This is a genomic window from Paenibacillus spiritus, from assembly GCF_008710135.1.
GTDB lineage: Bacteria > Bacillota > Bacilli > Paenibacillales > Paenibacillaceae > Paenibacillus_AQ > Paenibacillus_AQ glufosinatiresistens.
The window spans coordinates 26,137-50,028 of record NZ_VYKK01000028.1 but is presented as its reverse complement, the minus strand read 5'-3'; the positions used below and the strand labels follow the sequence as shown (position 1 = coordinate 50,028).

The following is a 23,892-nucleotide window of genomic DNA, read 5'->3' as shown; positions in this document are numbered from 1 at the left end:
CCCGGAGGGCTTTTATCCTAAATTTCACAAGGGTCCCATCCGATATAGAACATAAGAAATTGCTACCATCACACGGCATGGAGATGAGTGGATCTTGGCCATTGTAAAAAAAAGACTCGGCGACCTGCTGGTCGAGAATGCGGTCATCTCGCAGGAGCAGCTGGAGGAAGCGCTGGTTGAACAGCGCAAGTCCAAGCGCAAGCTTGGAGATCTGCTGATTTCGCAGGGCTATATCACCGAGCAGCAGCTGATCGAAGTATTGGAGTTTCAGCTCGGGATTCCCCATGTAAGCTTGTTCAAATATCAGATCGACCCGGCTATTACCCAGATCATTCCGGAGAGTATGGCCAAGCGCTACCAAGTGCTGCCCTTCATGAAGGAAGGCAGCAAGCTGATGGTGGCCATGGCGGACCCGCTCGACTACTATGCCATCGAAGACCTGCGCATGAGCACAGGCTTCAAGATCGAGCCGGCCATCTCCACGCGGGATGAGCTGCAGCGCGCCATCGCCCGTCATTACGGCATGCGCGACTCCATGACCCAGATGCTCGTGGAGCTGCCGACCCAGGAAGAAATCGAAGAGACGGAGATAACCGACGAGGACTCGCCGATCGTACGGCTGGTGAACCAGATGATTCAGCAGGCCGTCCAGCTCCGGGCTTCCGACATCCATGTCGATCCGGGTGAGAACAATCTGGCGATCCGCTACCGCATCGACGGAACGCTTCGGACCGAACGTCTGATTCCGAAGCAGATGCAGGGCTTCATCACAGCCCGTCTGAAGATTATGGCCAAGCTGAATATCGCCGAGCGGCGGCTTCCCCAGGACGGACGGATCAAGATGCAGTTCGACTACAAGATGGTCGATATCCGCGTATCTTCCCTGCCGACCATGCACGGGGAGAAGATTGTCCTCCGGCTGCTCGATCTGAGCACCGGCGTCAAATCGGTCGATACGCTCGGCTTCAGCGAAGCGAATATCGAAGCTTTTAGAGACATGATCGGCCGCCCCTACGGCATTATGCTGATTACCGGTCCGACAGGGAGCGGCAAGACAACCACCCTGTACTCGGCGCTCAATCAGCTCAACCAGGAGAGCGTGAACATTATCACGGTTGAAGACCCGGTCGAGTATCAGCTGGAAGGCATCAATCAGGTCCATGTGAATCCCGCGATCGGGCTGACTTTTGCAGCCGGTCTGCGCTCCATTCTCCGGCAGGACCCCAACATCGTCATGGTCGGGGAAATCCGCGATACCGAGACGGCCGAAATTGCCGTCCGGGCTTCGCTGACCGGCCATCTGGTGCTGTCCACCCTGCATACGAATGATGCGGTCAGCTCTATCTCCCGTCTGCGGGACATGGGCGTGGAGCCTTATCTGATCGCCTCATCGCTGATCGGCGTCGTCGCCCAGCGGCTGGTGCGCAAAGTCTGCGCGGACTGCAAGGAAGAATACACGCCGTCTCCGCAGGAGCTGATCCTGCTGGAGAAGCACGGACACCGGGTGGACAAGCTGTACCGGGGCCGGGGCTGCGGCAGCTGCAACTCGACCGGGTACCGCGGCCGGATCGCGATCCATGAGGTGCTGGTCGTGAATGACCGGATTCGCCAATTGGTCACCGATTCCGCCTCGGTCGAAGAACTGCGGGCAGCGGCTTCGGGAAATGGATTGGTGCCGCTGATGGAAGACGGCCTGCTGAAGGTAACCCAGGGTATGACCACGCTGCAGGAAGTGCTGCGCGAGACGGTCTCGCATGGATAGGGAGAGGAGAGTGACTGCCGGTTGAATGCACGACGGATTATAGAACTTCTTCATATGGCTTATTCATCCGGGGCCTCCGACCTCCATATTTCGGTCGGTTCTCCGCCGGTCCTGCGGATCGACGGCAGGCTTCAGCAGGTGGACGGCGGACCGGTCGGTCCCGGCGAGGCCGAGGAAATGGCGCTTGATCTGCTCGGAGCGGAGCGGGAAGCGGCTTTTCGCGAGGCGGGGGAATGCGATTTCTCTTATCCGATTTCGGGCGGTGTGCGCTTTCGCGTGAACGTATACCGGCAGCGCGGCGGCATCAGCATTGCAGCCCGCAGCATTCCGGCCGTGATTCCAACGCTGGAATCGCTCGGAATGCCGGCCGTGCTGGCTGAACTGGCAGCTAAGCCGCAAGGGCTGGTGCTGGTTACCGGGCCGACCGGCAGCGGCAAATCATCGACGCTGGCGGCCATGCTGAACGATATCAACCGCCGGGAGCGCAAGCACATTGTAACGCTGGAGGATCCGATTGAATTTCTGCACGCCCATGGCACCTGTCTGGTCGATCAGCGGGAGATCGGAAGCGACACGGCCAGCTTCGCGCAGGGTCTGCGCGCCGCGCTGCGGCAGGACCCGGACGTCATTCTGGTCGGCGAGATGCGCGACCTGGAGACGATCTCGGCGGCGGTAACGGCTGCCGAGACGGGGCACCTGGTGCTGGCAACGCTGCATACCTCGGATGCGCCGGGGACGATCGACCGGATTGTCGATGCTTTTCCGGGCCACCAACAGAATCAGATTCGTCTTCAGCTTGCTTCGGTTCTGCTCGCGGTGGTCTCGCAGCGGCTGTTCCCCCGAGCGGAAGGCAAGGGGCGGATGTGCGCGACGGAGGTATTGATCAACACGCCGGCCGTAGCGAATCTGATCCGCTCGGAGAAGACGCATCAGGTGAAGAACATCATGCAGACCGGACGGGCGCTCGGCATGCACACGCTGGAGATGAGCATCCGGGAGTCACTGGCCCGGAATCTGATTCATCCGGCGGCGGCCAGAGCCTATCTGACGGAGGTGAGAAGCGATGCCTCTGTATGAGTATCAGGTCAAGACGATCGCCGGGAAGGCGATCAAGGGCTCGCTTACCGCGCTGGACAAGGCGACAGCAATGGAGGAGCTGCGCAAGCGCAATCTGACGGTATTCTCGCTGAACGAGCGGAAGACGTCGCTGCTTCAGATGGACATCTATATCGGGAACCCGGTGAAGTCGATTCACTTCATCATCTACTGCCGGCAGTTCGCCACGCTGATGCGGGCCGGGGTGTCCATCGTCGACGCCACCCGCATTCTGGCGGAGCAGACGGAGAGCAAGCCGCTCGGCAAAGCGCTGGCGGACGTCGGGTCCAGCCTGCTGCGCGGGGTCGCTTTTTCCCAGGCGATTCAGGACCACAAGAAGATCTTCCCGCCGCTGTTCGTCAATATGATCCGCGCCGGCGAAGAATCGGGCGATCTGGAAGGTACGCTGGACCGGCTCGCCGTCTTCTTCGAGAAGCAGCATTCGACGACGGAGAAGATCAAGTCCGCGCTGACGTATCCGATTACGGTCGGTGTGATGGCCGTGGCCGCTGTCATCTACCTGCTCTGGGCTATCGTCCCGCAGTTCGTCTCCATGTTCGAGTCCATGAACGCCGAGCTGCCGGCCATTACCAAGATGGTGCTGGTCATGAGCAAAAGCATTCAGGGCCAGTGGTACCTGTGGCTGCTGGCGGTTGTCCTGCTGGTCGCAGCCTACCAGGTGGCTAAGCGCACCGAGAAGGGAGCCTACGCGCTGGATTACGCCAAGCTGAAGATCCCGGTCTTCGGCAAGCTGAACCAGAAAGGCTCCATCGCCCAGTTCACCCGCACCTTCGCTTCACTCTATGCCAGTTCCGTGCCGATTCTGCAATCGCTGGCAATTGTCGAGGAGATTGCCGGGAACAAAGTGATCGGGAAGTACATCCGCAGCGCCGGCGATTCGCTCCGGCAGGGCAAGCCGCTGTCGGAGCCGCTTAAGAGAGCGTGGGTCTTCCCGCCGCTGGTTACGCAGATGATTGCCATTGGCGAGGAGACCGGAGCGCTCGATACGATGCTGAGCAAGGTCGCGGATTTCTACGAGATGGATGTCGAGAACACCGTAGACCGGCTGAAGTCGCTGCTGGAGCCGCTGCTGATTGCTTTTCTCGCAGGGGTGGTCGGAATTATCGTAGCGGCGATCATGCTGCCGATGTTCAGTTTGTACAGCAATATGTCTTGATAAATAGTCAACAGCCTTGAAAGGGGTGACGCCGGGAAGGCGGGGAGAAGCAAGGTTCGCCGCCGGACATGCAATGATAGAGGTGTCGGAAATTTCCGGGAGTCAGGCTTTTGCTTTATACTACACATCATTTTAGGAGGAAATCAAATGTTGAAAGAAGCGATTCGCAAGAGATTGAGCAAGGAAGAGGGGCAGAAAGGTTTTACACTGATCGAACTGCTCGCGGTTATCGTAATCCTGGGGATTATCGCGGTCATTGCGATTCCGTTGATCGGGAATATCATTAATAATTCAAAGTCAAATTCTGATGTAGCAACTGCAAGACAAATTTATGATGCTGCTCGAATGTATATTATCGGTACTGATGGAGACTTCACTGATCGCACTATTGCGGTCAATGATGCGGACACTGACAATACCAACGACTTGGTACATGCAGGATATTTGGATAGCAATCTGGTTCTTCCTAGTTCTAAAGAGGCTATCACAGGGGGTACGGTTACATTTGATAGTACTGGTAAATTAGGCGCCCTGTCACTCACGGTGGGTACTAATAATACATCTAAAGTATTTAGCGTGGAAGAAGTCATGGCTTCAAAGCCAGCAGCAAAACCTGCAGCAACAAAATAATTATAAGCTCAGCAAGGAATCGGATCATTCCGGTTCCTTTTTTAATCTTACCGAAAAACCGGTATCATCCGATATATAGACTAAACCCCAAGGATTGTTCATCCCATACAGATAGGAATTCAAGCTATGACGATTGCAATCGCCATCTACCTTGCGCTGCTCGGACTCGCGCTGGGCTCGTTCTATAATGTGGTCGCGCTGCGGGTGCCGGCGGGAGAGTCGCTGACTCATCCTCCTTCGCACTGTACGGCTTGCGGGAGACGGCTGACGGCCCGGGATCTGGTGCCGGTGTTCAGCTGGCTGGCGTCGGGCGGACGCTGCCGCCACTGCGGGGCCAAGGTGTCCGTCCTGTATCCATTGGGCGAACTGGCGACCGGACTGCTCTTCCTCTGGTCCTTCCTGACATTCGGCCTGACCGGGAGCACGCTGACGGCGCTTGCGCTGTCCAGTCTGGCGGTTCTTGTAACGGTGGCGGATCTGAAATACATGCTCATCCCCAACAAGGTGCTGCTGTTCTTCCTGCCGCTGCTCGGTCTGCTGACCGTGCTGTTCCCGCAGGAGCCGATGTGGTCGCACGGGCTGGGCCTGCTGGCCGGAGCCGCGATTCTTTTCCCGCTCGTCTGGTTCGGCGGAATGGGGATGGGCGACCTGAAGCTGTTCGCGCTTCTGGGCCTTGCGCTGGGCTGGCAAGGGACACTGCTGGCCTTTCTGCTGGCCTGTCTGCTCGGCACCCTGATTATGGGCAGCCTGCGGCTGGCCGGGAAGATCGGACGGAAGCAGCAGGTTCCGTTCGGGCCTTTTCTGGCAGTCTCCGCCCTGATCGCCTATGCCTACGGCCCGCAGATTATCGGCGGGTATCTCTCGCTCATTCGTTAGGAGGATATCGAACTACATGCTGGGATTACACACACCTGCGGGCGGTCTGACGATTGGGCAGACGGGCATCCGCTACATCAGCCTCAAGAACACTAAATCATGGGAGGTCCGCAAACGCCGGTATCTGCCGCTTCCGCCCGGCCTGATCGTGGATAACCAGGTGGCGGACGAAGCCGGCCTGCTGGCCTTGGTCAAGGAATGGGTCAAGCGCGACGGCCTGCGCGGCAGCCGGGTGGCCCTGACGATCCCGCCTTCGCAGATTGTTATCCGCAAAATGACGATCCCCAGCGGCAATGAACGCCAGGTGGAGCAGCTCGTCAAGCTGGAGGTGGAGACAGGCCTTCACCTGCCTTTTGAGAATCCGGTCTATGACTATATTACGACCGAAGTGGAAGAGGACAGCAGCAAGCTGCTGGTCTTCGCGGCGCCGCGAAGACCGATTCAGAGCTATGTGGATGTGCTGGAACAGGCCGGACTTCGGGTCGCGAGCGTGGAATTCACGGCCACGGCGCTGGCCCGGAGCTTGTCGGTGGCTCTGGGTGAGAGCTTCGGCGAGACCATGCTGGTCAATCTGGAAGACCACGTGCTGGATGTCTTCATGTTCAAAGACGGCAATCCGCTGTTCATGCGTTCGATTAACCTGGCGGATCTGAACCGTCCGTTCGCAGGTGCGGCCGATCTGATGCCGGGCATGGAGGAAGCCGCAGCGGCGGCTGAACCGGCTCCGGAGCATTTGTCGCCGGAGCAGATGGTAGAGATCACCGCCGAAATCTCGCGGATGCTGAACTTTTACCAATACAGTCTCCATGACGGAAATACGCGGATTCGGCAGGTGCTGGTAGCCGGTTCGCCGTTTGTACGGGGGCAGCTCGTCGAGGAGCTGCGCCAGACCCAGGCGGAGATGGAAGTCGCCATGACGGGGGTCTACCATACGAGCACAGGTGAACCCGACCCCGAGCTGAACGATTACCGGGTTGCATTGGGAGCGGCGCTGCGCGCCCACGGCGTGCTTCCGATCAATCTGCTGCCCCGGGAAGACCGGGAAGCAAGGGTTTTTCCCTATGTGGCAGGCAGTCTCGCCCTCCTGTGGGTGCTCGGAGCCATCGGCGTATCCCTGCTGTTCCTGACGGACCGGGGCAAGGTCGATGAGGGCAAGGAGATGATTCAGGGCGCGGAAGACCGCGGAATCATGCTCCAGGCCGAGATAGCGAAGATGAACGGTACGGCGGGACAGTTGAACCGCAAGGCTGCCATCGGCGAGATCATGAAGTACAAAATGAATATCGTGAACGTGCTGAATGAACTGACCGACGGTCTGCCGGCGGGCAGCGTGCTGCGAACGATGGACTACACCTACCTGACTTCTCTGGATCTGACGGTGCTGGTGCCGTCGATGGAAGACTCGGCCCGCTACCTGGCGGCCCTGCGTGAAATGTCGTTCACGGTCGATGCCTCGATCACCAAGCTGTCCCAGGGTGATCCGAACGCGGAGCCGGGTTCGCCGGCTTCGGCGAGCCGCATGTATACGGCGGTGTATAAAGTCAACCTGGACAAGCGCGGAGCAGGAGACGCAACGGACACTGGCAGTCAGGAGGGAGGAACCGACAGTGGAACAGATCAATAAGTACCGTTCTCCGATTGTGCTGGGCATTCTGGTGCTGTTCCTGGCGCTGCTGGCCTTCTATCTGCTGGGGGCCCGTCCGCTCTCGGAGAAGATCGACCAGCAGCAGGAGGAGCTGGCGCTGCTTAACCAGCAGAACAGTCTGATGGAGAAGAAGATAGATGAGCGCAAGGCCGACGGCTCAGCCGATTCGGAGAAGGCGGAACTGCTGGCCCAGCTGCCCAAGGGCGACAATGCGGAGACGCTGATCCTGCAGCTGCGGCAGATTGAGCTTCATACCGGCGCCCGGCTGAAGGATATCGGATTCGCGGTGAGCGAGCAGAACCCGATCCAGGTCATGAAGGGAACGTCGGTGCCCGAGTACCCGACCGTCAAGCAGCTGACGATGACCGCCGTGGTCGAGGGGAATTACTTGAGCGTCAGCCGGTGGCTGTATGAGCTCTACACGATGGATCGGATTGTCAATGTGGATTCGCTGTCTTTTCAGAAGAACACGGCGAACGGGACATCGGCGGCGGAATCGGGCATTCTTACAGCCAATGTGACGTTCTCGGCGTACTTTGAGGAGAGCGACGAGCCGACGGGACCGGCACAGTCGCTGCCGCAGGCAGACCGCGGCGGGACGACCGACACCGCGCAGGCGGAAGCTCAAGGAACGACAGGAAGCTAATACTGCCGAATAATCATATCCGGATATAGCAGCAGGGGGCCGTCCTTTGGGACGGGCCCCTTTTTGGGCAGGTTGACGGAACTGCCGAAGGCCGCCCCGAATTTTCCGGACAGACCGGGATGATGGCGTTTTCGATCCTGGCCGAAACGGGTATTCATGGGTACGGAGTCCTGCTCCGCTACATAATTCCAATCATTCCAAGGAGGAATGGACATGAACAGAGTGAAATGGTGGATCGGCGCGCTGACGGCAGTGGTAGGCTTGACGGCGGCGGGAAGCGGGGCGCTGGCCGCGCCGGCGGCCGCAACGCAGAAGGCGGCGGCCACGGCGGCGGCCAAGGCGAACCCGGCGATGGTCAACAACCTGACCTCCAGTACGCTGATTCCGCTGGTGCTGTACGCGCGGGAGATTTATTTCTACACGAACCGGGGCGGAAGCCTGGCCCAGCTCGAGACCTTCACGCACAACGGCCAGGAATTCCGCTATCTCTCCCGGGATCTCGGAACCCGTCAGCAGCTGCTTCATTACGTCAAAAAAGCCTACACGCACAACGCAGCGGCGTTCTACGTGCAGACTCAGTTCCTGGAGAACCAGGGCCGCATGGCCCAGGTCAATGCCGACATCGGCAACCTGCTGGAGTTCCACAAGGCCCAGGCGACCATGCTGTCCAAGGATACGACAAAGGCCGTGTTTGAATTGAAGGTCCCGTACCCGAACAACACGCAGAACCCGGAGACCTTGATCGTGAAGCTGAAAAAGGTAAGCGGCTACTGGCGGATCGACATGTCGCCGGACACCTTGTTCTAGGCCCGGTTCAACCGGGCGGCCGGTAATCATCGGAATGGGCCGAATGTGCCTTATCTCTCGCATCAGGTCGGAGACGCTTGCGGCTCCGGCCTTTTTGCCGTTCTCGGTGACAAAAGAGGCCGCGGCTCCCCGGCGTCTACTCCCCGCTTACGCCATCCTCGACCAGCCTCCGCTGCGGCGCGGACGAAGGCGAGGGAGCGGCCGCGCTCCCCGGAGCGACGGCAACCACGCGCTGCTGCGGCCAGTAGGTGTCCCGCGAGACGAGCGTTTTGCCGGTGACCTGTCCGTCCTCCCGGCGGATCAGGTACGTCTCGACGACATAGCCGGCTTTGCCCCGGACGAGTGTCCGGGAAGCGCCGCGGGCGACGGAAGCGTCGATGACCCGCCGTTCGCCCGGCGCCAGAATGTCCACGGTGGAGGAACGAACCTCATAGACAATGCCTCTTGGAAAGGTGCCGTACATTTTGACGGTCAGCGTCCGGCCCCGCACCTCGGACCGGATAAGCAGATAGTGTCCGGTGGTGTTGCGGAACCGGAAGTTGATCGAGCCCTGGGCGAAGGTCGCATCCTGGCCTTTGGGAAGATAGCTCACCGGCAGCGAGTGATTGCGCCGTTCCACAATGTCCAGACCCAGACGAAGCGCCGCTCCGTACAAGGTGCTGGACACCTGGCATATGCCTCCGCCGACCCCGGGCGTCAGCCGGCCGTTGACGATAACGGGGGCCTGGCGAAAGCCGGTCGTGCGGGCAGCCTTGTCGATGGCAAGTCCGTAATCGAAGATTCCAGCAGGGGGGATGAGCGTATCGTTCACCGCCCGGGCGGCCGATTCCACGTTGTATACTCTTCCCGGTCCGCTGGCTCCGAGCGGCGTGCTCATCGACACAATCAGGCGGGAGACGCCCTGGGCCCTAAGGCTCGCCTCGGTAACGGCCGGAGGCAGCTCCGCCAGAGGCAGGTCCAGGACCCGGGGAACGGCATCCTCCGGCCCTCCCGGCTGAGCTTCGGGTCCGGCGGGGGCGTCGATCCCCGGCTCCCGAGGCAGGGAGGCCAGCAGCCGGCTCTCCAGCGCGGTCCAGTCAATCTGGCGCGAAGAGCGTCCCGGCGCATACGCGATCCGGTCGTCCGGGGTTATCGTCCGGACCGCATTGACCGCCTCGCCGTAGCGGCTGTGCTGCCACTGTGCATTCAGAAGGCCGCGCAGCTTCCCGGAGTTCCATTCGGCCTCAAGCCGCCAGGTTCGGGGGAAGGTCCACCGGGTACGGACACGTTCCCACAGGCCGCCCTCTCCGAGCGAGTCCAGCGCATGCAGCAGTGTCTCCGCACGGTACACGACGCCGGCTTCCGCCAGGGTCAGGCGGGCGGCTTCGCCCTGGTCGTCCCGCAGCGACAGGGACAGCCGTTCCATCCGGGCCATCGTCCGCTTCAGCTCCGCCCGGGCTTCGGGCAGAGGCCGCCCGCCGAGCTCCAGGCCGGCAAGCCGGACATGCGAAGGGACGGTGCGCTGGCCTGTATATAGAACAGCGCCTCCGTATAGCAGGGACAGCAGCAGCGCAAGACCGGTGCCGGCGACCAGAGCGCCGTGCCATTTTCTCATATCGGGGCTCCTTTACAGCTCACTAATGAAACAGAATGGGCATTGAAGGTCTTTCTGGGGGAATCATCCAGCGTCCGGGCGAAACGGTGCTTTCAGCTGGCCGAGGCGGCGGATGGCCGGGCTATACCCATGTATATGCCGGTCTTCGCCCAAACTTTCGGGTACTCAACCGATAGGGGATTTGTTACAATGGATATGTTGTGGCAATCTTGCCCTGCCTTCATTCGCAATAATTCTACGGGATAAGACATAATCGGGAAGTGATACAGTGATCGAGATGCAGGATGTATGGAAGACCTATCCGAACGGTACCCACGCGCTTCAGGGGGTATCGGTCAAGATCGACCGCAATGAGTTCGTCTATGTGGTCGGCCCTTCGGGTGCGGGCAAATCGACGTTCATGAAGCTGATTTACCGGGAAGAGACGCCGACCAAGGGGCAGATCTCCGTGGGCGGGTTCAATATCGGCAAGCTGAAACTCCGTAAAATCCCGTACGTCCGCCGGAACATCGGCGTCGTGTTCCAGGATTACCGGCTGCTGCCGAAGCTGACGGCCTTCGAGAATGTGGCTTTTGCCATGGAGGTTATCGAAGCGCCGAAGAAGCAAATCAAGAAACGGGTGAACGAGGTTCTGGAGTTGGTGGGACTGCGTTCGAAGGCCAACCGCCAGCCGTCCCAGCTCTCCGGCGGAGAGCAGCAGCGCATTGCCATTGCCCGGGCGATCGTCAACAATCCGTCCGTTATTGTAGCGGACGAGCCTACCGGCAACCTGGACCCCGAGACGTCATGGGGAATTATGCAGCTGCTCGACGAGATCAATTTCCGCGGCACCACGATCGTCATGGCGACGCATAACCGCGACATTGTCAACAAGATGCGCAAGCGGGTGCTGGCCATCGAGCACGGACAGATAGTCAGAGACCAGTTGAGAGGGGAATACGGCTATGAATTTTAGGACCTTCTTGCGCCACATGCGGGAAGGCTTCAAGAACGTATTCCGCAACGGCTGGATGTCCCTGGCCTCGATCACGTCCATCGTTGTCTCCCTGCTGGTGCTCGGCGTGTTCATTCTACTGGTGCTCAACGTCAACGAGCTGGCGGACAAGGCCGACAGCGCGGTGCAGATCAAGGTGCATCTGGAGCTGAATGTCGACGAGAAGCTGCGGCAGACGCTGCAGGCCGAGATTGGAGCCATGCCGGAAGTCAGCAAAGTGGAGTTCATCTCGAAGGAGCAGGGGATGAAGGAGCTGCGCGAGGACCTGGGTCCCGACGCCGAGACGGTACTCGGAAGCTTCGACGAAGCGAACAACCCGCTGAACGAGGCGCTGCTCGTCGAGGTGGTTAAATCGACAACCGTCGGGGAAGTAGCCGCCAAAATCGAAAAACTCAACACAATTCACCCGGAGAAGCCGATATATAAAGTGAAATACGGCAAAGGGACGATCGAGACGCTGTTCAAGGTGACGCGGACGATCCGAAATGTCGGCTTTGTTTTTGTAGCGGGGCTCGGCGTGATGTCGATGTTCCTGATCTCCAACACCATCCGGGTTACGATTCTGGCCCGCCGCCGGGAGATTGGGATTATGAAGCTGGTGGGAGCGACGAACTCATTCATCCGCTGGCCGTTTTTTGTCGAGGGAGCGCTGATCGGAGTATTGGGGTCGGTCATTACAGTGCTTGTTCTCTACATCGGTTACACCGGGTTGTCGGAGACGGTCAAGAGCGATCCGCTGATCGGCTCCAGCCTGATTCCGTTCTCTGATATCTGGCTGCTGCTGAGCGGTCTCATGATTGGACTCGGCGTCCTGATCGGCGTCTGGGGAAGCACCGTGTCGATCCGCAAGTTCCTGAAGGTGTGAAGCATACAATTCGATTCGGAAGATAAAGGATGGGGAGCGAGATTTGAAAAAGATTGTTGCCGCCGGGTTAGCCGCGTTGCTGCTGTCTGCCGTCATATTCCAGCCCTCTGACGGATATGCCAAGAAAACGACGGTTCAGGAAATCGACCAGCAGCTGAAGAAGCTGCAGGAAGAGGTCAAGACCGCCAAGGTCGCCCAGGAGAAAGCTGCGGCGAAAGAGCAGGAAGCCCAGCACTACAAGAACAAGACTACGCTGAATCTTCAGACGGTTCTCGACCAGATCGCGGGTGTAAAAGGCGAAATGAATGAAATTTCGGCCCGGATCGACGATACCGAGGAATCGCTGCAAGCGACAGCCGCCGATCTGGATGCTGCCGAGAAGCGGATTGCTTCCCGGGAGAAGCTGCTGGAATCCCGGGTCCGTCTGATGTATACCGATGGAACGGTCTCGTATCTGGATGTGCTGCTCTCTTCGACAAGCTTCTCCGACTTCCTGGACCGGGCGGATTCGCTGATGTCGATTGTTGACCAGGATCAGGACCTTCTGGCGCAGGACAAGCGCGACAAGGAGACGGTGGTTGCCAAGAAGCAGGAGCTGGAGGGCCAGTACGCCATGGCGAAGCAGCTCTATACGGACCTGGAGACCCGCCGCAGCGAGCTGAAGGAGAAGGAAGCGGAGAAGCAGGAACTGATCGAGATGTATGACCGGCAGATTGCGGACGCGGAGGATATCAGCGAAGAGCAGAATGCGAAGCTCGTCGAATTGGCGTCCACCCGGGCCGCTCTGGAGCAGAAGAAGGACAAGATCAAGGCGGAAGAAGCCGCCCGGCGGGCCGCAGAAGCCAAGGCGGCGGCTGCGCGGAAGGCGGAAGCGGCAAGAAAGGCGGCTGCCGCAGCTGCCGCAGCAGCGGCAGCCAGATCGTCGTCCGTTGCGGTCTCCGCCAACGAGACCGAGAGCTCTTCAGGAAGTTATGCCTTCGGCAGCGGCCCGCTGCTGCTGCCGGTAGGCTCGGCGCCGATCTCCTCGAACTACGGCTACCGGATTCATCCGATTACGGGCGCGCGGAAGCTGCATACCGGCATCGACTTCGCGGTCGGGCAGGGGACGGCGATTCATGCCGCCGAATCGGGAACCGTCATTGTGGCCGAGTGGTGGAGCGGCTACGGGAATTGCGTCATCATCGACCACGGCGGCGGCATGTGGACGCTCTACGGGCATATCCGCGACGGCGGCATCAAGGTCAAGAACGGCGACCATGTCGAACGGGGCCAGAAGATCGCCGAATCCGGATCGACCGGACAATCGACCGGTCCCCATCTGCACTTTGAAGTGCGAATCGACGGGAAGACCGTCGATCCGTCGGACTATTTGTAAGCACCGGACCCGGGAGGCGCGTGCGCCGCTTTCTCCCGGCCAGCCGCGCAGCGCGGCGCCGCCTGTCGACAGGCGGTGCCGCTTTTTTGAATAAAAACGCCCGAACGGCATATACTGGAAGGCACAACCGTCCGCGCTGGCCGCGGCGGCTGTGTCTGGACATGCCCGACAATGGACAAGAAGGGTCGGTGAAACCGCATGAAGAAGAGCACGGCAGCCATTATGGTGATATTTGCTCTGCTGTTCGGCAGTCTGCTGACGCTGGCGGCGACCGGAAGCCTGTTCCCGGAACAGGCAGCGGGTCAATCCGCGGCGGCCGCAGTTACAGACGGCGGACTGGATTCCAAGGAATCGAAGAAGCTGGGAACGGCAATCAATCTGATCGAGGATTACTATTACGCCGGGGTAGACCGGGAGAAGCTGATCGACGGCGCCGTTAACGGAATGATGGAGGCGCTGGGCGATCCGTATTCCAACTACATGGCCAAGGAGACCGCCGAGAAGTTCGAAGAGAGCATCGAAGGCTCCTTCACAGGGATTGGCGCCGAGGTGTCTTCCGAGAACGGGAAGATTACCATCGTCTCCCCGATCAAAGGCTCGCCCGCAGACAAAGCGGGGCTGAAGGCCAAGGACATTATCCTCTCGGTGAACGGCGAATCGCTGACCGGGATGGATTTGAACGATGCCGTCGCGAAGATCCGGGGCCCGAAGGGCAGCGTCGCGAAGCTTGCGGTCCAGCGCACAGGCTCCGGCCAGGCGCTGACGTTCGATATCGTCCGGGACGATGTGAAGCTGGAGACGGTGTACGCCAAGATGGAGGATGACCGCATCGGCGTCATCGAAATCACCCAGTTCTCCATGAACACGGCGGAGCGCTTCAAGGAAGAACTGAAGAAGCTCGAGAGCCAGGGCATGAAGGGCCTGGTCATCGATGTCCGGAACGACCCCGGCGGCGTGCTGCCGGTCGTCATTGATATTGCCGAGCAGTTCGTTCCCAAGGGCAAGACGGTCGTTCAGGTAGAGGATAAAGAGAAGAAGCGGGACGTGACCAAATCAAACGGATCGGGCAAACCGTACCCGGTTGCGGTGCTGATTAACAAGGGAAGCGCCAGCGCCTCGGAGATCCTGGCCGGAGCGCTCCAGCAGTCGGCAGGGGCCAAGCTGATCGGCGAGAATTCCTTCGGCAAGGGCACGGTTCAGACCAGCTTCGAGAAGCAGCTGGGGGACGGCAGTCTGCTGAAGATCACCATCGCCAAATGGCTGACCCCTAACGGAAGCTGGATTCACGGGAAAGGCATTCTTCCCGACATTGCGGTGGCTCAGCCGGCCTATTTCTCGGCGGCGCCGATCGACAAGACAAAGACGCTGCAATACAACAGCAACAGCGAAGACGTCAAGAATGCGCAGATTATGCTCCAGGGCCTCGGCTTCAAGCCCGGCCGCCAGGACGGCTACTTCGACGCCGGAACGAAGGCGGCGGTCAAGAAGTTCCAGGCATCGGTTAAGCTTGCGGCAACCGGAGGTATCGACGCCAAGACGGCACAGTCGCTGGAAGCGGCGCTGATCAAGGCGATCCAGAATCCGGTGAACGACAACCAGCGCAACCGGGGAATCGCGGAGATCCGGAAGGAAATTGCGGCGCAGGCGTCGAAATCCTAAGAAGGCTGACTTTCAGCCTTCTTCTTTTTTTGCACGATAGTCCGACTCTGATGGACCAAGGAGCTGATGATCGGTTTGAACGAATGGAATACCTTGCTGACGGAATGGGGCTATGCTGCGCTGGACTTGCTGATCCAGCCCTTTTACTATATGGCGGTCTTGTTTATGTTTCTCTATTATTTGCGGCAGACCGCGGCGGAGCGGCGGCTGATTCATGTGAAGCTGCACAGCCCCGGCGCGGAGCTGTGGCGTTCTCTCTGGTCCGGTCTGCTGGCGGGCCTCGGGGTCTCGGCAGCCGGCGCAGCGCTCGGCATATCGCTCTCCTCTGCGGGCGTCGCTGCCATCTGGATCGTCAGCCTGCTGCTGCTGCTGCTCCGGGTCCGGGCGTTCTGCTTCGCTTATGCGGCCGGAACGCTCGGCGTGCTCCAGTTCGTACTCTCCTTCTTCCCGGATGCGCGGCTCCCCGGATGGGGCGGCGAGCTGCTGCAAGCCGTCCGGGACCTGGACATTCCGGCGCTCGTCGTACTCGCCGGACTGCTGCACCTGGCGGAAGCGCTGCTGGCCCGCCTGCAGGGTCCAAGCCTCGCGACCCCGCTCTACCTGGAAGGCAAGCGGGGCCGCACGGTCGGCGGCTACCGGCTGGATGCCTTCTGGCCGGTGCCGCTGTTCCTGCTGATCCCGGCGGGCTCCGCCGCCGGGGAACTGCCCTGGCCGACGCTGCTGGGCGGCGGCCTGGGGCTGGTCTCCCTTCCCGTCGTCATCGGCTACAGCGACTGGACGACGGGACGGCTGCCGCGCGTCAAGGCGGCCCGCGTCTTCGGGCGGCTGCTGCTGTACGCCGCCGCCCTGGTGGTTCTGGGCCTGGGCGCGGCCTGGTGGGGCCCGCTCACGCTGCCGGCGGCGCTGGCCGCGCTGCTGCTGCACGAAGGGCTGGTCTGGCTCGGCGCCCGCGAGGAGCGCCGGTCCAGCCCCTTCTTCGTGGACCCGCAGCACGGCCTGAAGATTATGGCCGTGCTGCCGGCAAGCCCGGCCGACGAGCTGGGCGTCCAGCCGGGAGAGATCCTGGTCCGGGTCAACGGAATGCCCGTGACCGGACGGGCGCAGCTGCACGAAGCGCTGCGCCTTAACCCGGCGTACTGCAAGCTGGAGGTGCTGAATGCCGCCGGGGAGAGCAAATACCTGCAGCGGCCGATCTATGACGGCGACCATCACCAGCTTGGCGTCATCCTCGCGCCGCTTCCCGACGAGGACGTGACGGTGCCGGAGAAGGCGCCCAGCCTGCCGGCCGTCGTTGCGCTCCGGACCGGGGCGCGCCGCCGCGGCCGGACGGAAGCGGAGCCTGCCGCCCAGGAGCACGGATCGGCCGAAGCGTAGGCGCGGCCCGCTAACTTGGCAGCGGGGCCTCATTCGGGTATAATGAAGAGAGTATGATGCAAACCGAATAATTCAGTGTTATCGGAGGAGCCTGTCACCAAGGGCTCCTCTTTGTCTTTTTTCGGACAATTGAAGCCATACTAGAATCGAAGGAGCGTATGCCGACATGGAAATGATTCTGACCTTACTGCTGATTATCTTCTTCACCAAAATGGCCGGACATGTCTCCGTACGCCTCGGACAGCCGGCCGTGCTCGGCGAATTGATTGTGGGCATTGTGCTCGGCCCGGCTGCGCTGGGCTGGATCGAGAGCGGCGAATTTATTCATGAACTGTCTGAAATCGGTGTCCTTCTTCTGATGTTCATTGCAGGCCTGGAGACCGACCTGGAGCAGCTGCGCCGCAACTGGAAATCGGCCTTTGCCGTAGCGGTGCTGGGCATCGCGCTGCCTTTCTTCGGCGGAACGGCCCTCGGGGAAGCATTCGGGCTGGATGGGCATGAGTCGCTGTTCCTCGGTACAATTCTGAGCGCCACCTCGGTCAGCATCTCGGTTCAGGTGCTGAAGGACATGAACCGGCTGAATTCCCGGGAAGGCTCGACTATCCTTGGAGCCGCCGTCGTCGACGATATTCTGGTCGTCATTCTGCTGGGTCTGCTGACGAGCTTCTTCGGAATGGGGGAGAGCGTATCCATCGGCGTATTGATCGGCAAAAAACTGCTGTTCTTCGCCGTTGCCATCGCCGCTGCGTTCTTCGTCGTTCCGCGCGTCATGAAATGGATCACGCCGTTGAAGGTGGCCGAGGCGGCGCTGTCGGCAGCGCTGATTGTCTGCCTGGCCTATGCCTGGTTTGCCGAATGGACCGGCATGGCCGGCATTATCGGCGCATTTGCGGCGGGCATCGCCGTGGCGCAGACGCCGCTTCGCAAGAAGGTGGACCGCAAGCTGTCGCCGCTGGCTTACGGCATCTTTGTTCCGGTCTTCTTCGTCAGCATCGGCCTGAATGTTACCTTTGACGGGGTGCTGGACCAGATCGGCTTTGTAATCGCGCTGTCGGTTATTGCAATTCTGACGAAGCTGATCGGCGGCGGTCTGGGCGCCAGGCTGACCGGATTCAAATGGCGTTCTTCCTTGGCCATCGGTTCGGGGATGATCTCGCGCGGAGAGGTGGCGCTTATTATCGCCGCCTCGGGTCTGAGCAGCGGTCTGCTGCCCAAGGATTACTTCACCTCGGTCATTATCGCCGTGATTGTGACGACGCTGGTGACACCGCCGATGCTCAAGGCCATGTTCCGCCGCCAAGGCGAGCACGACAAGAAGCCGGAGCATGGAGGAGAGGCTGCGGCAGACCGAGTATAAGATTTATAAATACCACAAGGGTACCCGGCACCGCTTGAGCGGCTGGCCGGGTACCCTGGTGTTCGTTATGCCGGTTACAGCTTCTCGGCGTCCAGCACATAGGTCTGGAGCAGCTTCCATTCGCCGGCTGCATTCTTCTTGACGGTTGTTACCGTCGCGGCCCGGTTGTCCTCGAAGGCCGGACCCTTCCGCTTCTTGGCGGTCTGGATCGCATAGACGGCCGCGTTGGTTCCGTCGTAGGAGATGATTTTGGCCGTTTCCAGGCTGTACGTAATATCATACGTCCGGAACAGGTTGCTGTACTTCTGCTTCATCTGCTCCAGGTCGGCGCTGCTTGCGTCCACGGTCGCCAGGAAAGCGGTCAGATCTTCCGCGTTGGCCGCATCGAAATTAGCCTTCAACTGCTGAGCGATGGCCTTCTGGTCAGCTTCGGGGACGGTCACGGAAGCTTGAAGCTGTTCATCGGAGACCAGGTACTGGATACCGGTAATCTGGGCATTGGCAATTGCCCAGCCCTGATCTCCCTGCCGGACAATCCGGTACGTATTCTCCGACCGGCTGTCCGGCTTGAACGGCCCGCTGGTAATATGCGTGTACTCAATCGTATGGACGATAATTTCATTGGCCTCCGCACGGACAATGTGAGCCTGTTCCAGCTTCAACTGCTGTCCGTTCGCGGTCACTTCTTCCCGCTTCGCGGTCAGCGCCCGGGCGAGATCGGAGCCGGGAACGAACAGGGAGAGAATGGCGTCAAAGTCATTCCGGTTCACCGCGCCGGCGTACTTCTCGAAGAACGCCTTCATCTCCGGTTCCGCCTTCGCCGTATCCGCCGAGGTGATCAGAACCGCTCGGTCTTCGGCATCCCATTCTACCCGGCCGCCCCAGGTTTCACTGATGAAAGAGGCGGGGACATAGACGGCTCCCTTGATGGATCGGGGAGCAGCGGCCAGTTCCCGGACCTGGCCGTTCACGGTTCCCTGGGTACTGCCGATCTGGAGCTTGAAGGTCTGGGTGCCTTTGCTGCCGCGGATTGCTCCGGTAGCCAGGTCGTAGGTGACCTGAATGCCGAGCTTCTGCAGAACAGGACGAAGCGGTACAAATACGGTTCCGTTCGACTCTACCGGATTTCGTCCGGCCAGCTCCAACAACTGGCCGTCCACCTGGATCAGAATGGGCGCAGCGGGCGCGGCTCCGGCGGGCAGCGCAATGGCTCCCGACAGCAGCAGCGCGGCGAGCGCAGCTTGGGTTTTTTTCATCATCACAGCTCTCCTTGTCAAAGAATGACTTTCAGGAAATATTCACCATCCTGCATCATTCCGAAACGGCAAGGGCCTGTGCACCGCCTTCTCAGGGGTTGAGCGGGGTCGAGCCGATAACGAACGTTCCGCCGATCTTCCACTGCCCGTCGGCATTCTTCACCATGCGGAAGACGATTTCATTCCGGTTGTCCTTATAATCCGAACCCTTGACTTTCCGGATGGCGACGTTGAAGAGCAGTGCGCATTCTTTGCCGGAGTAAGCGATGATGCGGCTGTTCTCCACAGTATAGGCGAGATCATAGTTCTGAAAAGCCTGGGTATAACCGGCCTGCTCCGAAGCCTGGGGCTCCTTCTCGAACAGACCGAACAGCGCGTCTGCCTGTTTCTTAGCGGCATAATCATAATAGTTCTTCAGAACAGTCTGAACCGCTTCTGCATCCTCTGCGGGAACGGTCAATTGAACATTGCGCTGTGCGTCGGAGAGCAGGTACTGAACGCCGTTGATGGTTACATCGCGGATCCGCCAGTTGTCCTTGGCGTAGATCAGATGATAGGTATTGGAGGAACGCTGGTCCGGTTCGTAGGGTCCGCTGATGTGAGAGGTGCTCTCCACCGTCTGCACAATGGCGTCATTGCCCTGAAGCTTCAGGATGGAGGCTTGTTCCACGGCTGTCTTCATGTCGGAAGCCGCCAGTGCTGCCTGAATCTGGCTCCGTACCGCTGGTACGTTCAGAGGAGAATCGGAGGTGAACAGGCTCATGAAGCCCTCCAGGTTCTCCGTATTGGAATATTCGACGTATTGGCTGAGCAGCGTCTTGATGCCGGAAGGATCGGCGGGGCTTGTAATCGACACCATACCGCTCTTGGCATTCCAGGCAACCGAGCAGCCGAACGCTTCTCCGATCAGGCGGAGCGGTACATAGACGGTTCCGTTAATCTTCTGCGGGGCAAGGGAGAGCTGAACAGCTTGTCCGTTGATTGTGGCCCGCTTGCTGCCGAGCTGAAGCTGGATGCGCAGTCCGTTCTTGGCGCCGGTAATGACGCCGGTCTTGGCGTCAAGCGAAGCCTGGGCTCCGTATTTCTGGAACAGCGCGCGCATCGGGACCAGGACCGTTCCTTCTTGCTGAACCGGGGTCAAGTCTCCGAAAGAGAGCGCCTTCTGATCGATCTGAACGGTAATCGGCTTGGATGCGGCTGAAGCGGGAGAGGCGGGAAGGGCGCAAGCTCCGGACAGCAGCAGGGCGGCCAGCGCCAGTTGAAGTTTCTTCATCGTTTAACACTCCTTTAAGTGGTCATACCTGTTGAAAATTATAGGACGCCGGAGACGCACCCGGCAGGTCCAGGCAGGATATTGACAGCGGGACAAAATCGTGGGACGCTTCACAATTTTTCCTGATTTGGCGCCGGCCTCCGCCTTAAGACCGAGCCGCAAAACCGTTCGCTGGTCGGTTCCTTCTCTCTGCTCCAGGCCCTACACTGGAAAGCACGGGAACCATACATAGAAGAAATACAGCCAGAGAACGACCGCAAATTATTGGGGAGTGGAAGGAGAGATTGGCAAGTGGAACGATTAACGAGGTGGACATTCAGGAACAGGGCGGCGGCCGGGCTGCTTATCGTCATCGCACTAATTGCAGGGGTGATGAGCTACTTCAAGCTGCCGATGGAATTTATGCCGGAGGCGGACAATCCGCAGGTGACGGTAACCGTACTCGGACCCGGGCAGGATACGGCGGCAATGGAGGAACGGGTAACCGGGCCGATTGAATCGGCGGTATCGGCTGTCAAAGGCAAGACGGGCATCCTGTCGACGACAGGGGACGGTTACTCGCAGATCAATCTGAACTTCGACGGCAAGACGGACATGAAAGCGGCGTCCCAGGATGTGCAGAAGGCCGTCGATGCGCTGACATTCCCCGAGGGGGTCATGAAGCCGTTTGTGGTTCAGCTGAATACTTCCATGATTCCGGTCTCGCAGTTGACCATGGCCTTCGACGAGGGACTGACGGAGCAGGCCTTGCAGAAGGTGGAGAAAGAGATTCTTCCGGCGCTGGAGGATATCGACGGGGTTGCGAATGTGGCCCTTTACGGCCGGAGCGCCCCGGTGGTGAACGTCCGGATGGACCCGGCCAAGATGGCCGCCAGCGGCGTATCGCTGCCGCAGATCATGGGCGTTCTCCAAGGGCGCAGCGTCTCGGCATCCATCGGCGAGCAGACGATCGCCGGAGAGACGGGCAGCGTGAACGTAACGGCCCGGATCGACAGCGTGGAGACGCTGAAGCGGCTGCCGGTCGCAGACGGCGTCACGCTGGGCTCGGTAGCCGCCGTTGAAGTGCGGCACGACCAGGAGAGCGTCAGCCGCTCGAACGGCCGGGACGTGCTGGTTGCAAGCGTAACGAAGGAAGCGGGCGCCAATGCGGCGGACGTCGGAAGCAAAGTGGCCGATAAGGCCAAAGAACTGAGCAAGAGCGTCAAAGGCGCTCATGTGGAAGTGATATTCAGTACCTCGGATATGGTCGTCGATTCGGTCAACAGCATGATGCGCGAAGTGCTGCTCGGCGCGCTGTTCGCCACGATCGTCATCCTGATCTTCCTGCGCAATGTGCGGGCGACGCTGATTACAGCGGTCTCGATTCCGCTGTCGCTGGCCGTCACGCTCTATCTGCTCGATCTGTCGGGCATTACGCTGAATATCATCACGCTGGGCGGCGTGGCTGTAGCGGTCGGCCGTCTGGTAGACGACAGTATCGTCGTCATCGAGAATATTTACCGGCGGCTTCAGAGGGAAGCCTTCTCTGTAGACATGATTGTCTCGGCGACCAAGGAAGTAGCGGCAGCCATTACATCGTCCACGATTGCAACGGTGGCGGTATTCCTGCCGATGGGTCTGCTGCGGGGCAGCCTTCAGGCTTTTCTCCTGCCGTTCGCCCTCACCGTTACCTACTCGCTGCTGACTTCGCTCGTGGTCGCCCTGACGGTGGTGCCGCTGCTTGGTTCGGGCTTGCTGCGCAAAGGCGGGCTCCGGGAGCATAAGCCTTCGCGCTCGTTCCTGCGGTTCCTGAACTGGAACCTGAGCCATAAATGGGTCTCGCTGACGCTCGGAACGGTGGTGCTGATCGGGTCGATCGCCGCCTACGTCACGATGCCGAAAGCCGCGCTGGACGCTTCCGACGCCAGCTATGTATCGGTCCAGCTCAAGTATCCGAACGACAAGCCGGTTGCCGAAGTGCTGGAGCGGGGCAAGCAGCTGGAGGCGGAGCTTATCAAGCAGCCGCAGACCGGGGATGTCGTCATGCAGTCGGGCAACAGCGCCGATATGGCCAAGTGGGGCAGCGTCTCATCAACCGCGCTGGTCGATTATACGATTGTTATCAAGAAGGGCACCAATGCCCAGGCGCTGATCGACCATATTGAGAGTCTGGCCGGCGACTATAAGGGAGCGGTTCTCTCGGTCAGCGAGATGAGTCTGATGGGCTCGTCCGGCGCGACCGAGTATATCGACATTGTCGGCGATGATCTGGAGACGCTGAAGCCGGTAGCAGCCGAAGTTCAGAAGGCGATTCAGCCGGTGGAAGGCATCCGCAAGATTACGAGCAATATGGATGATACGAAGCCGGTCTTTGCCTTCAAAATCGACCCGGCCGTCTCCGGCGGCCAGGAGATTTCCCAACAGCTGGCGGCGGTGCTCAACCCGATCCCTCTCGGAGAGATCGATCTGAACGGAGCGCCATCCAAAGTGGTGCTGGCGCCGTCCTCTGCGCCGAAGACGGAGAGCGACCTGCGGAACCTGACCATTCTGACGGCGCAGGGTCCGAAGAAGATCGGCGAAATCGCCGAGCTTGAAACCACCCGCCAGCCGGCGATGCTCTATCACAAGGACGGCAAGCCGTACATCCGGATTACAGCCGATGTCGATCCGAAGCGTGTCTCGGAGATCGGCAAGGACATTGCCGCCAAGACGAAGGATATCAAGACTCCGGATGGCGTCAAGCTGTACGCGGGCGGCGCCTCGGCAGAACAGAGCGGAGACTTTGCCGACCTTGGCATGACGGCGCTGCTGTCAATCGGCCTGGTCTACCTCATTATGGTCCTGACCTTCCGTACCCTGCGCGCTCCGCTGGCCATCATGTTCTCGCTGCCGCTGGCGGCAATCGGCGCCGTCATTGCGTTGCTGATCTCCGGAACAACGCCGGATTTCACCGCGCTCTTCGGAGCCCTGATGCTGATCGGCATCGTAGTGACCAACGCGATCGTGCTGATCGACCGCGTCAAGCACAACGAGGACTCGATGAGCATCCGCGAATCGCTGCTGGAAGCCGCCGGCACGCGGATGCGGCCGATCCTGATGACGGCTGTCGCCACCATCTGCGCGATGGTGCCGCTGCTCTTCGGCCACTCCGAGCAGGGAAGCATTGTCTCGCAGAGCCTGGCCATCGTCGTTGTCGGCGGGCTGACGGCCGCGACGGTGCTGACGCTGGTCGTCGTGCCGGTCATCTACGAGCTGCTGCATTTCCGCAAGGCGGCGCGCCAGCGCCGGCAGAATGTACAGAAGGCGGCATAGCATAAGCCGTCCGTATAAGATCACGGCCCTGCGGCCGCACAGAATAAGCCCGGCGAGGAATCGCCGGGCTTTCGTCTGTTCCGAAGGCCGTGAACAAGGTAAAGGACGCATTATATCAGAACAAGAACCTGCCTGACAATATCCTGCTTGGACATTTCAGGTTATTCGTATTGCCTTCAGAATTAGAGGAGAGCTGGGTCTGAGGGAGCAGGCTGA

18 protein-coding genes are annotated in these 23,892 nt (G+C 60.0%); 15 read left to right on the top strand and 3 right to left on the bottom strand.

Going from position 1 to position 23,892, the window contains the following annotated elements; translation table 11 throughout:
* Window positions 1-94 precede the first annotated feature (94 nt).
* The 8 genes from gspE (at window position 95) to F4V43_RS16950 (ending at window position 8,638) form a co-directional block, all read left to right on the top strand.
* A complete protein-coding gene (gspE, locus tag F4V43_RS16985) occupies window positions 95-1,762 on the top strand; it encodes a type II secretion system ATPase GspE (protein WP_150459448.1) in 1,668 nt (555 codons plus the stop codon).
* Between the two features lie 21 nt (window positions 1,763-1,783).
* The gene (locus F4V43_RS16980) at window positions 1,784-2,839 is read left to right on the top strand and encodes a type IV pilus twitching motility protein PilT (protein WP_223879944.1); all 1,056 of its coding nucleotides are present in this window, start codon (window positions 1,784-1,786) and stop codon (window positions 2,837-2,839) included.
* A complete protein-coding gene (locus F4V43_RS16975; RefSeq protein ID WP_150459447.1) occupies window positions 2,826-4,034 on the top strand; it encodes a type II secretion system F family protein in 1,209 nt (402 codons plus the stop codon). The genes F4V43_RS16980 and F4V43_RS16975 overlap by 14 nt, the downstream gene beginning before the upstream one ends.
* Before the next feature lie 147 nt (window positions 4,035-4,181).
* Window positions 4,182-4,664, top strand: a complete 483-nt coding sequence (locus tag F4V43_RS16970) for a type II secretion system protein (RefSeq protein WP_191089629.1) — start codon at window positions 4,182-4,184, stop codon at window positions 4,662-4,664.
* A gap of 126 nt (window positions 4,665-4,790) precedes the next feature.
* Window positions 4,791-5,540: a prepilin peptidase gene (locus tag F4V43_RS16965; protein ID WP_150459446.1), complete on the top strand. Its 750-nt coding sequence runs from the start codon at window positions 4,791-4,793 to the stop codon at window positions 5,538-5,540.
* A 16-nt stretch (window positions 5,541-5,556) separates the two neighbouring features.
* Complete coding sequence (gene pilM / locus F4V43_RS16960; RefSeq protein ID WP_191089628.1) at window positions 5,557-7,164, top strand: pilus assembly protein PilM; 1,608 nt, start codon at window positions 5,557-5,559, stop codon at window positions 7,162-7,164.
* Window positions 7,148-7,831, top strand: a complete 684-nt coding sequence (gspM, locus tag F4V43_RS16955; RefSeq protein ID WP_191089627.1) for a type II secretion system protein GspM — start codon at window positions 7,148-7,150, stop codon at window positions 7,829-7,831. The genes pilM and gspM overlap by 17 nt, the downstream gene beginning before the upstream one ends.
* Before the next feature lie 213 nt (window positions 7,832-8,044).
* A complete protein-coding gene (locus F4V43_RS16950) occupies window positions 8,045-8,638 on the top strand; it encodes a DL-endopeptidase inhibitor IseA family protein (protein ID WP_191089626.1) in 594 nt (197 codons plus the stop codon).
* A 136-nt stretch (window positions 8,639-8,774) separates the two neighbouring features.
* Here F4V43_RS16950 and F4V43_RS16945 read toward each other — a convergent pair whose 3' ends face one another.
* Entirely contained in the window at window positions 8,775-10,232 is a 1,458-nt protein-coding gene (locus F4V43_RS16945) for a VanW family protein (RefSeq protein ID WP_150459442.1), read from the bottom strand.
* A 268-nt stretch (window positions 10,233-10,500) separates the two neighbouring features.
* Here F4V43_RS16945 and ftsE point away from each other — a divergent pair, with 268 nt between their 5' ends.
* The 6 genes from ftsE to F4V43_RS16915 all read left to right on the top strand — a co-directional run bounded on the left by ftsE (window position 10,501) and on the right by F4V43_RS16915 (window position 17,856).
* Window positions 10,501-11,187, top strand: coding sequence for a cell division ATP-binding protein FtsE (gene ftsE, locus F4V43_RS16940; RefSeq protein WP_150459441.1), 687 nt, complete (start codon window positions 10,501-10,503; stop codon window positions 11,185-11,187).
* On the top strand, window positions 11,177-12,091 hold the full coding sequence (gene ftsX / locus F4V43_RS16935) for a permease-like cell division protein FtsX (protein WP_150459440.1): 915 nt from the start codon (window positions 11,177-11,179) through the stop codon (window positions 12,089-12,091). The genes ftsE and ftsX overlap by 11 nt, the downstream gene beginning before the upstream one ends.
* A 43-nt stretch (window positions 12,092-12,134) precedes the next feature.
* A complete protein-coding gene (locus tag F4V43_RS16930; RefSeq protein ID WP_150459439.1) occupies window positions 12,135-13,466 on the top strand; it encodes a murein hydrolase activator EnvC family protein in 1,332 nt (443 codons plus the stop codon).
* A gap of 198 nt (window positions 13,467-13,664) precedes the next feature.
* On the top strand, window positions 13,665-15,125 hold the full coding sequence (locus tag F4V43_RS16925) for a S41 family peptidase (protein WP_150459438.1): 1,461 nt from the start codon (window positions 13,665-13,667) through the stop codon (window positions 15,123-15,125).
* Window positions 15,126-15,200: 75 nt separating this feature from the next.
* Complete coding sequence (locus F4V43_RS16920; protein ID WP_223879943.1) at window positions 15,201-16,499, top strand: PDZ domain-containing protein; 1,299 nt, start codon at window positions 15,201-15,203, stop codon at window positions 16,497-16,499.
* Between the two features lie 166 nt (window positions 16,500-16,665).
* Complete coding sequence (locus F4V43_RS16915; protein WP_150459436.1) at window positions 16,666-17,856, top strand: cation:proton antiporter; 1,191 nt, start codon at window positions 16,666-16,668, stop codon at window positions 17,854-17,856.
* Window positions 17,857-17,930: 74 nt separating this feature from the next.
* Here the strand turns inward: F4V43_RS16915 and F4V43_RS16910 are convergent, their stop codons facing one another.
* Complete coding sequence (locus tag F4V43_RS16910; RefSeq protein WP_191089625.1) at window positions 17,931-19,112, bottom strand: copper amine oxidase N-terminal domain-containing protein; 1,182 nt, start codon at window positions 19,110-19,112, stop codon at window positions 17,931-17,933.
* Between the two features lie 91 nt (window positions 19,113-19,203).
* Window positions 19,204-20,385 carry a copper amine oxidase N-terminal domain-containing protein gene (locus F4V43_RS16905; RefSeq protein ID WP_150459434.1) on the bottom strand — a complete coding sequence of 394 codons (1,182 nt, stop codon included), beginning with the start codon at window positions 20,383-20,385 and terminating at the stop codon, window positions 19,204-19,206.
* A gap of 291 nt (window positions 20,386-20,676) precedes the next feature.
* Here F4V43_RS16905 and F4V43_RS16900 point away from each other — a divergent pair, with 291 nt between their 5' ends.
* Window positions 20,677-23,676 carry an efflux RND transporter permease subunit gene (locus tag F4V43_RS16900; protein ID WP_150459433.1) on the top strand — a complete coding sequence of 1,000 codons (3,000 nt, stop codon included), beginning with the start codon at window positions 20,677-20,679 and terminating at the stop codon, window positions 23,674-23,676.
* Window positions 23,677-23,892: the final 216 nt, after the last annotated feature.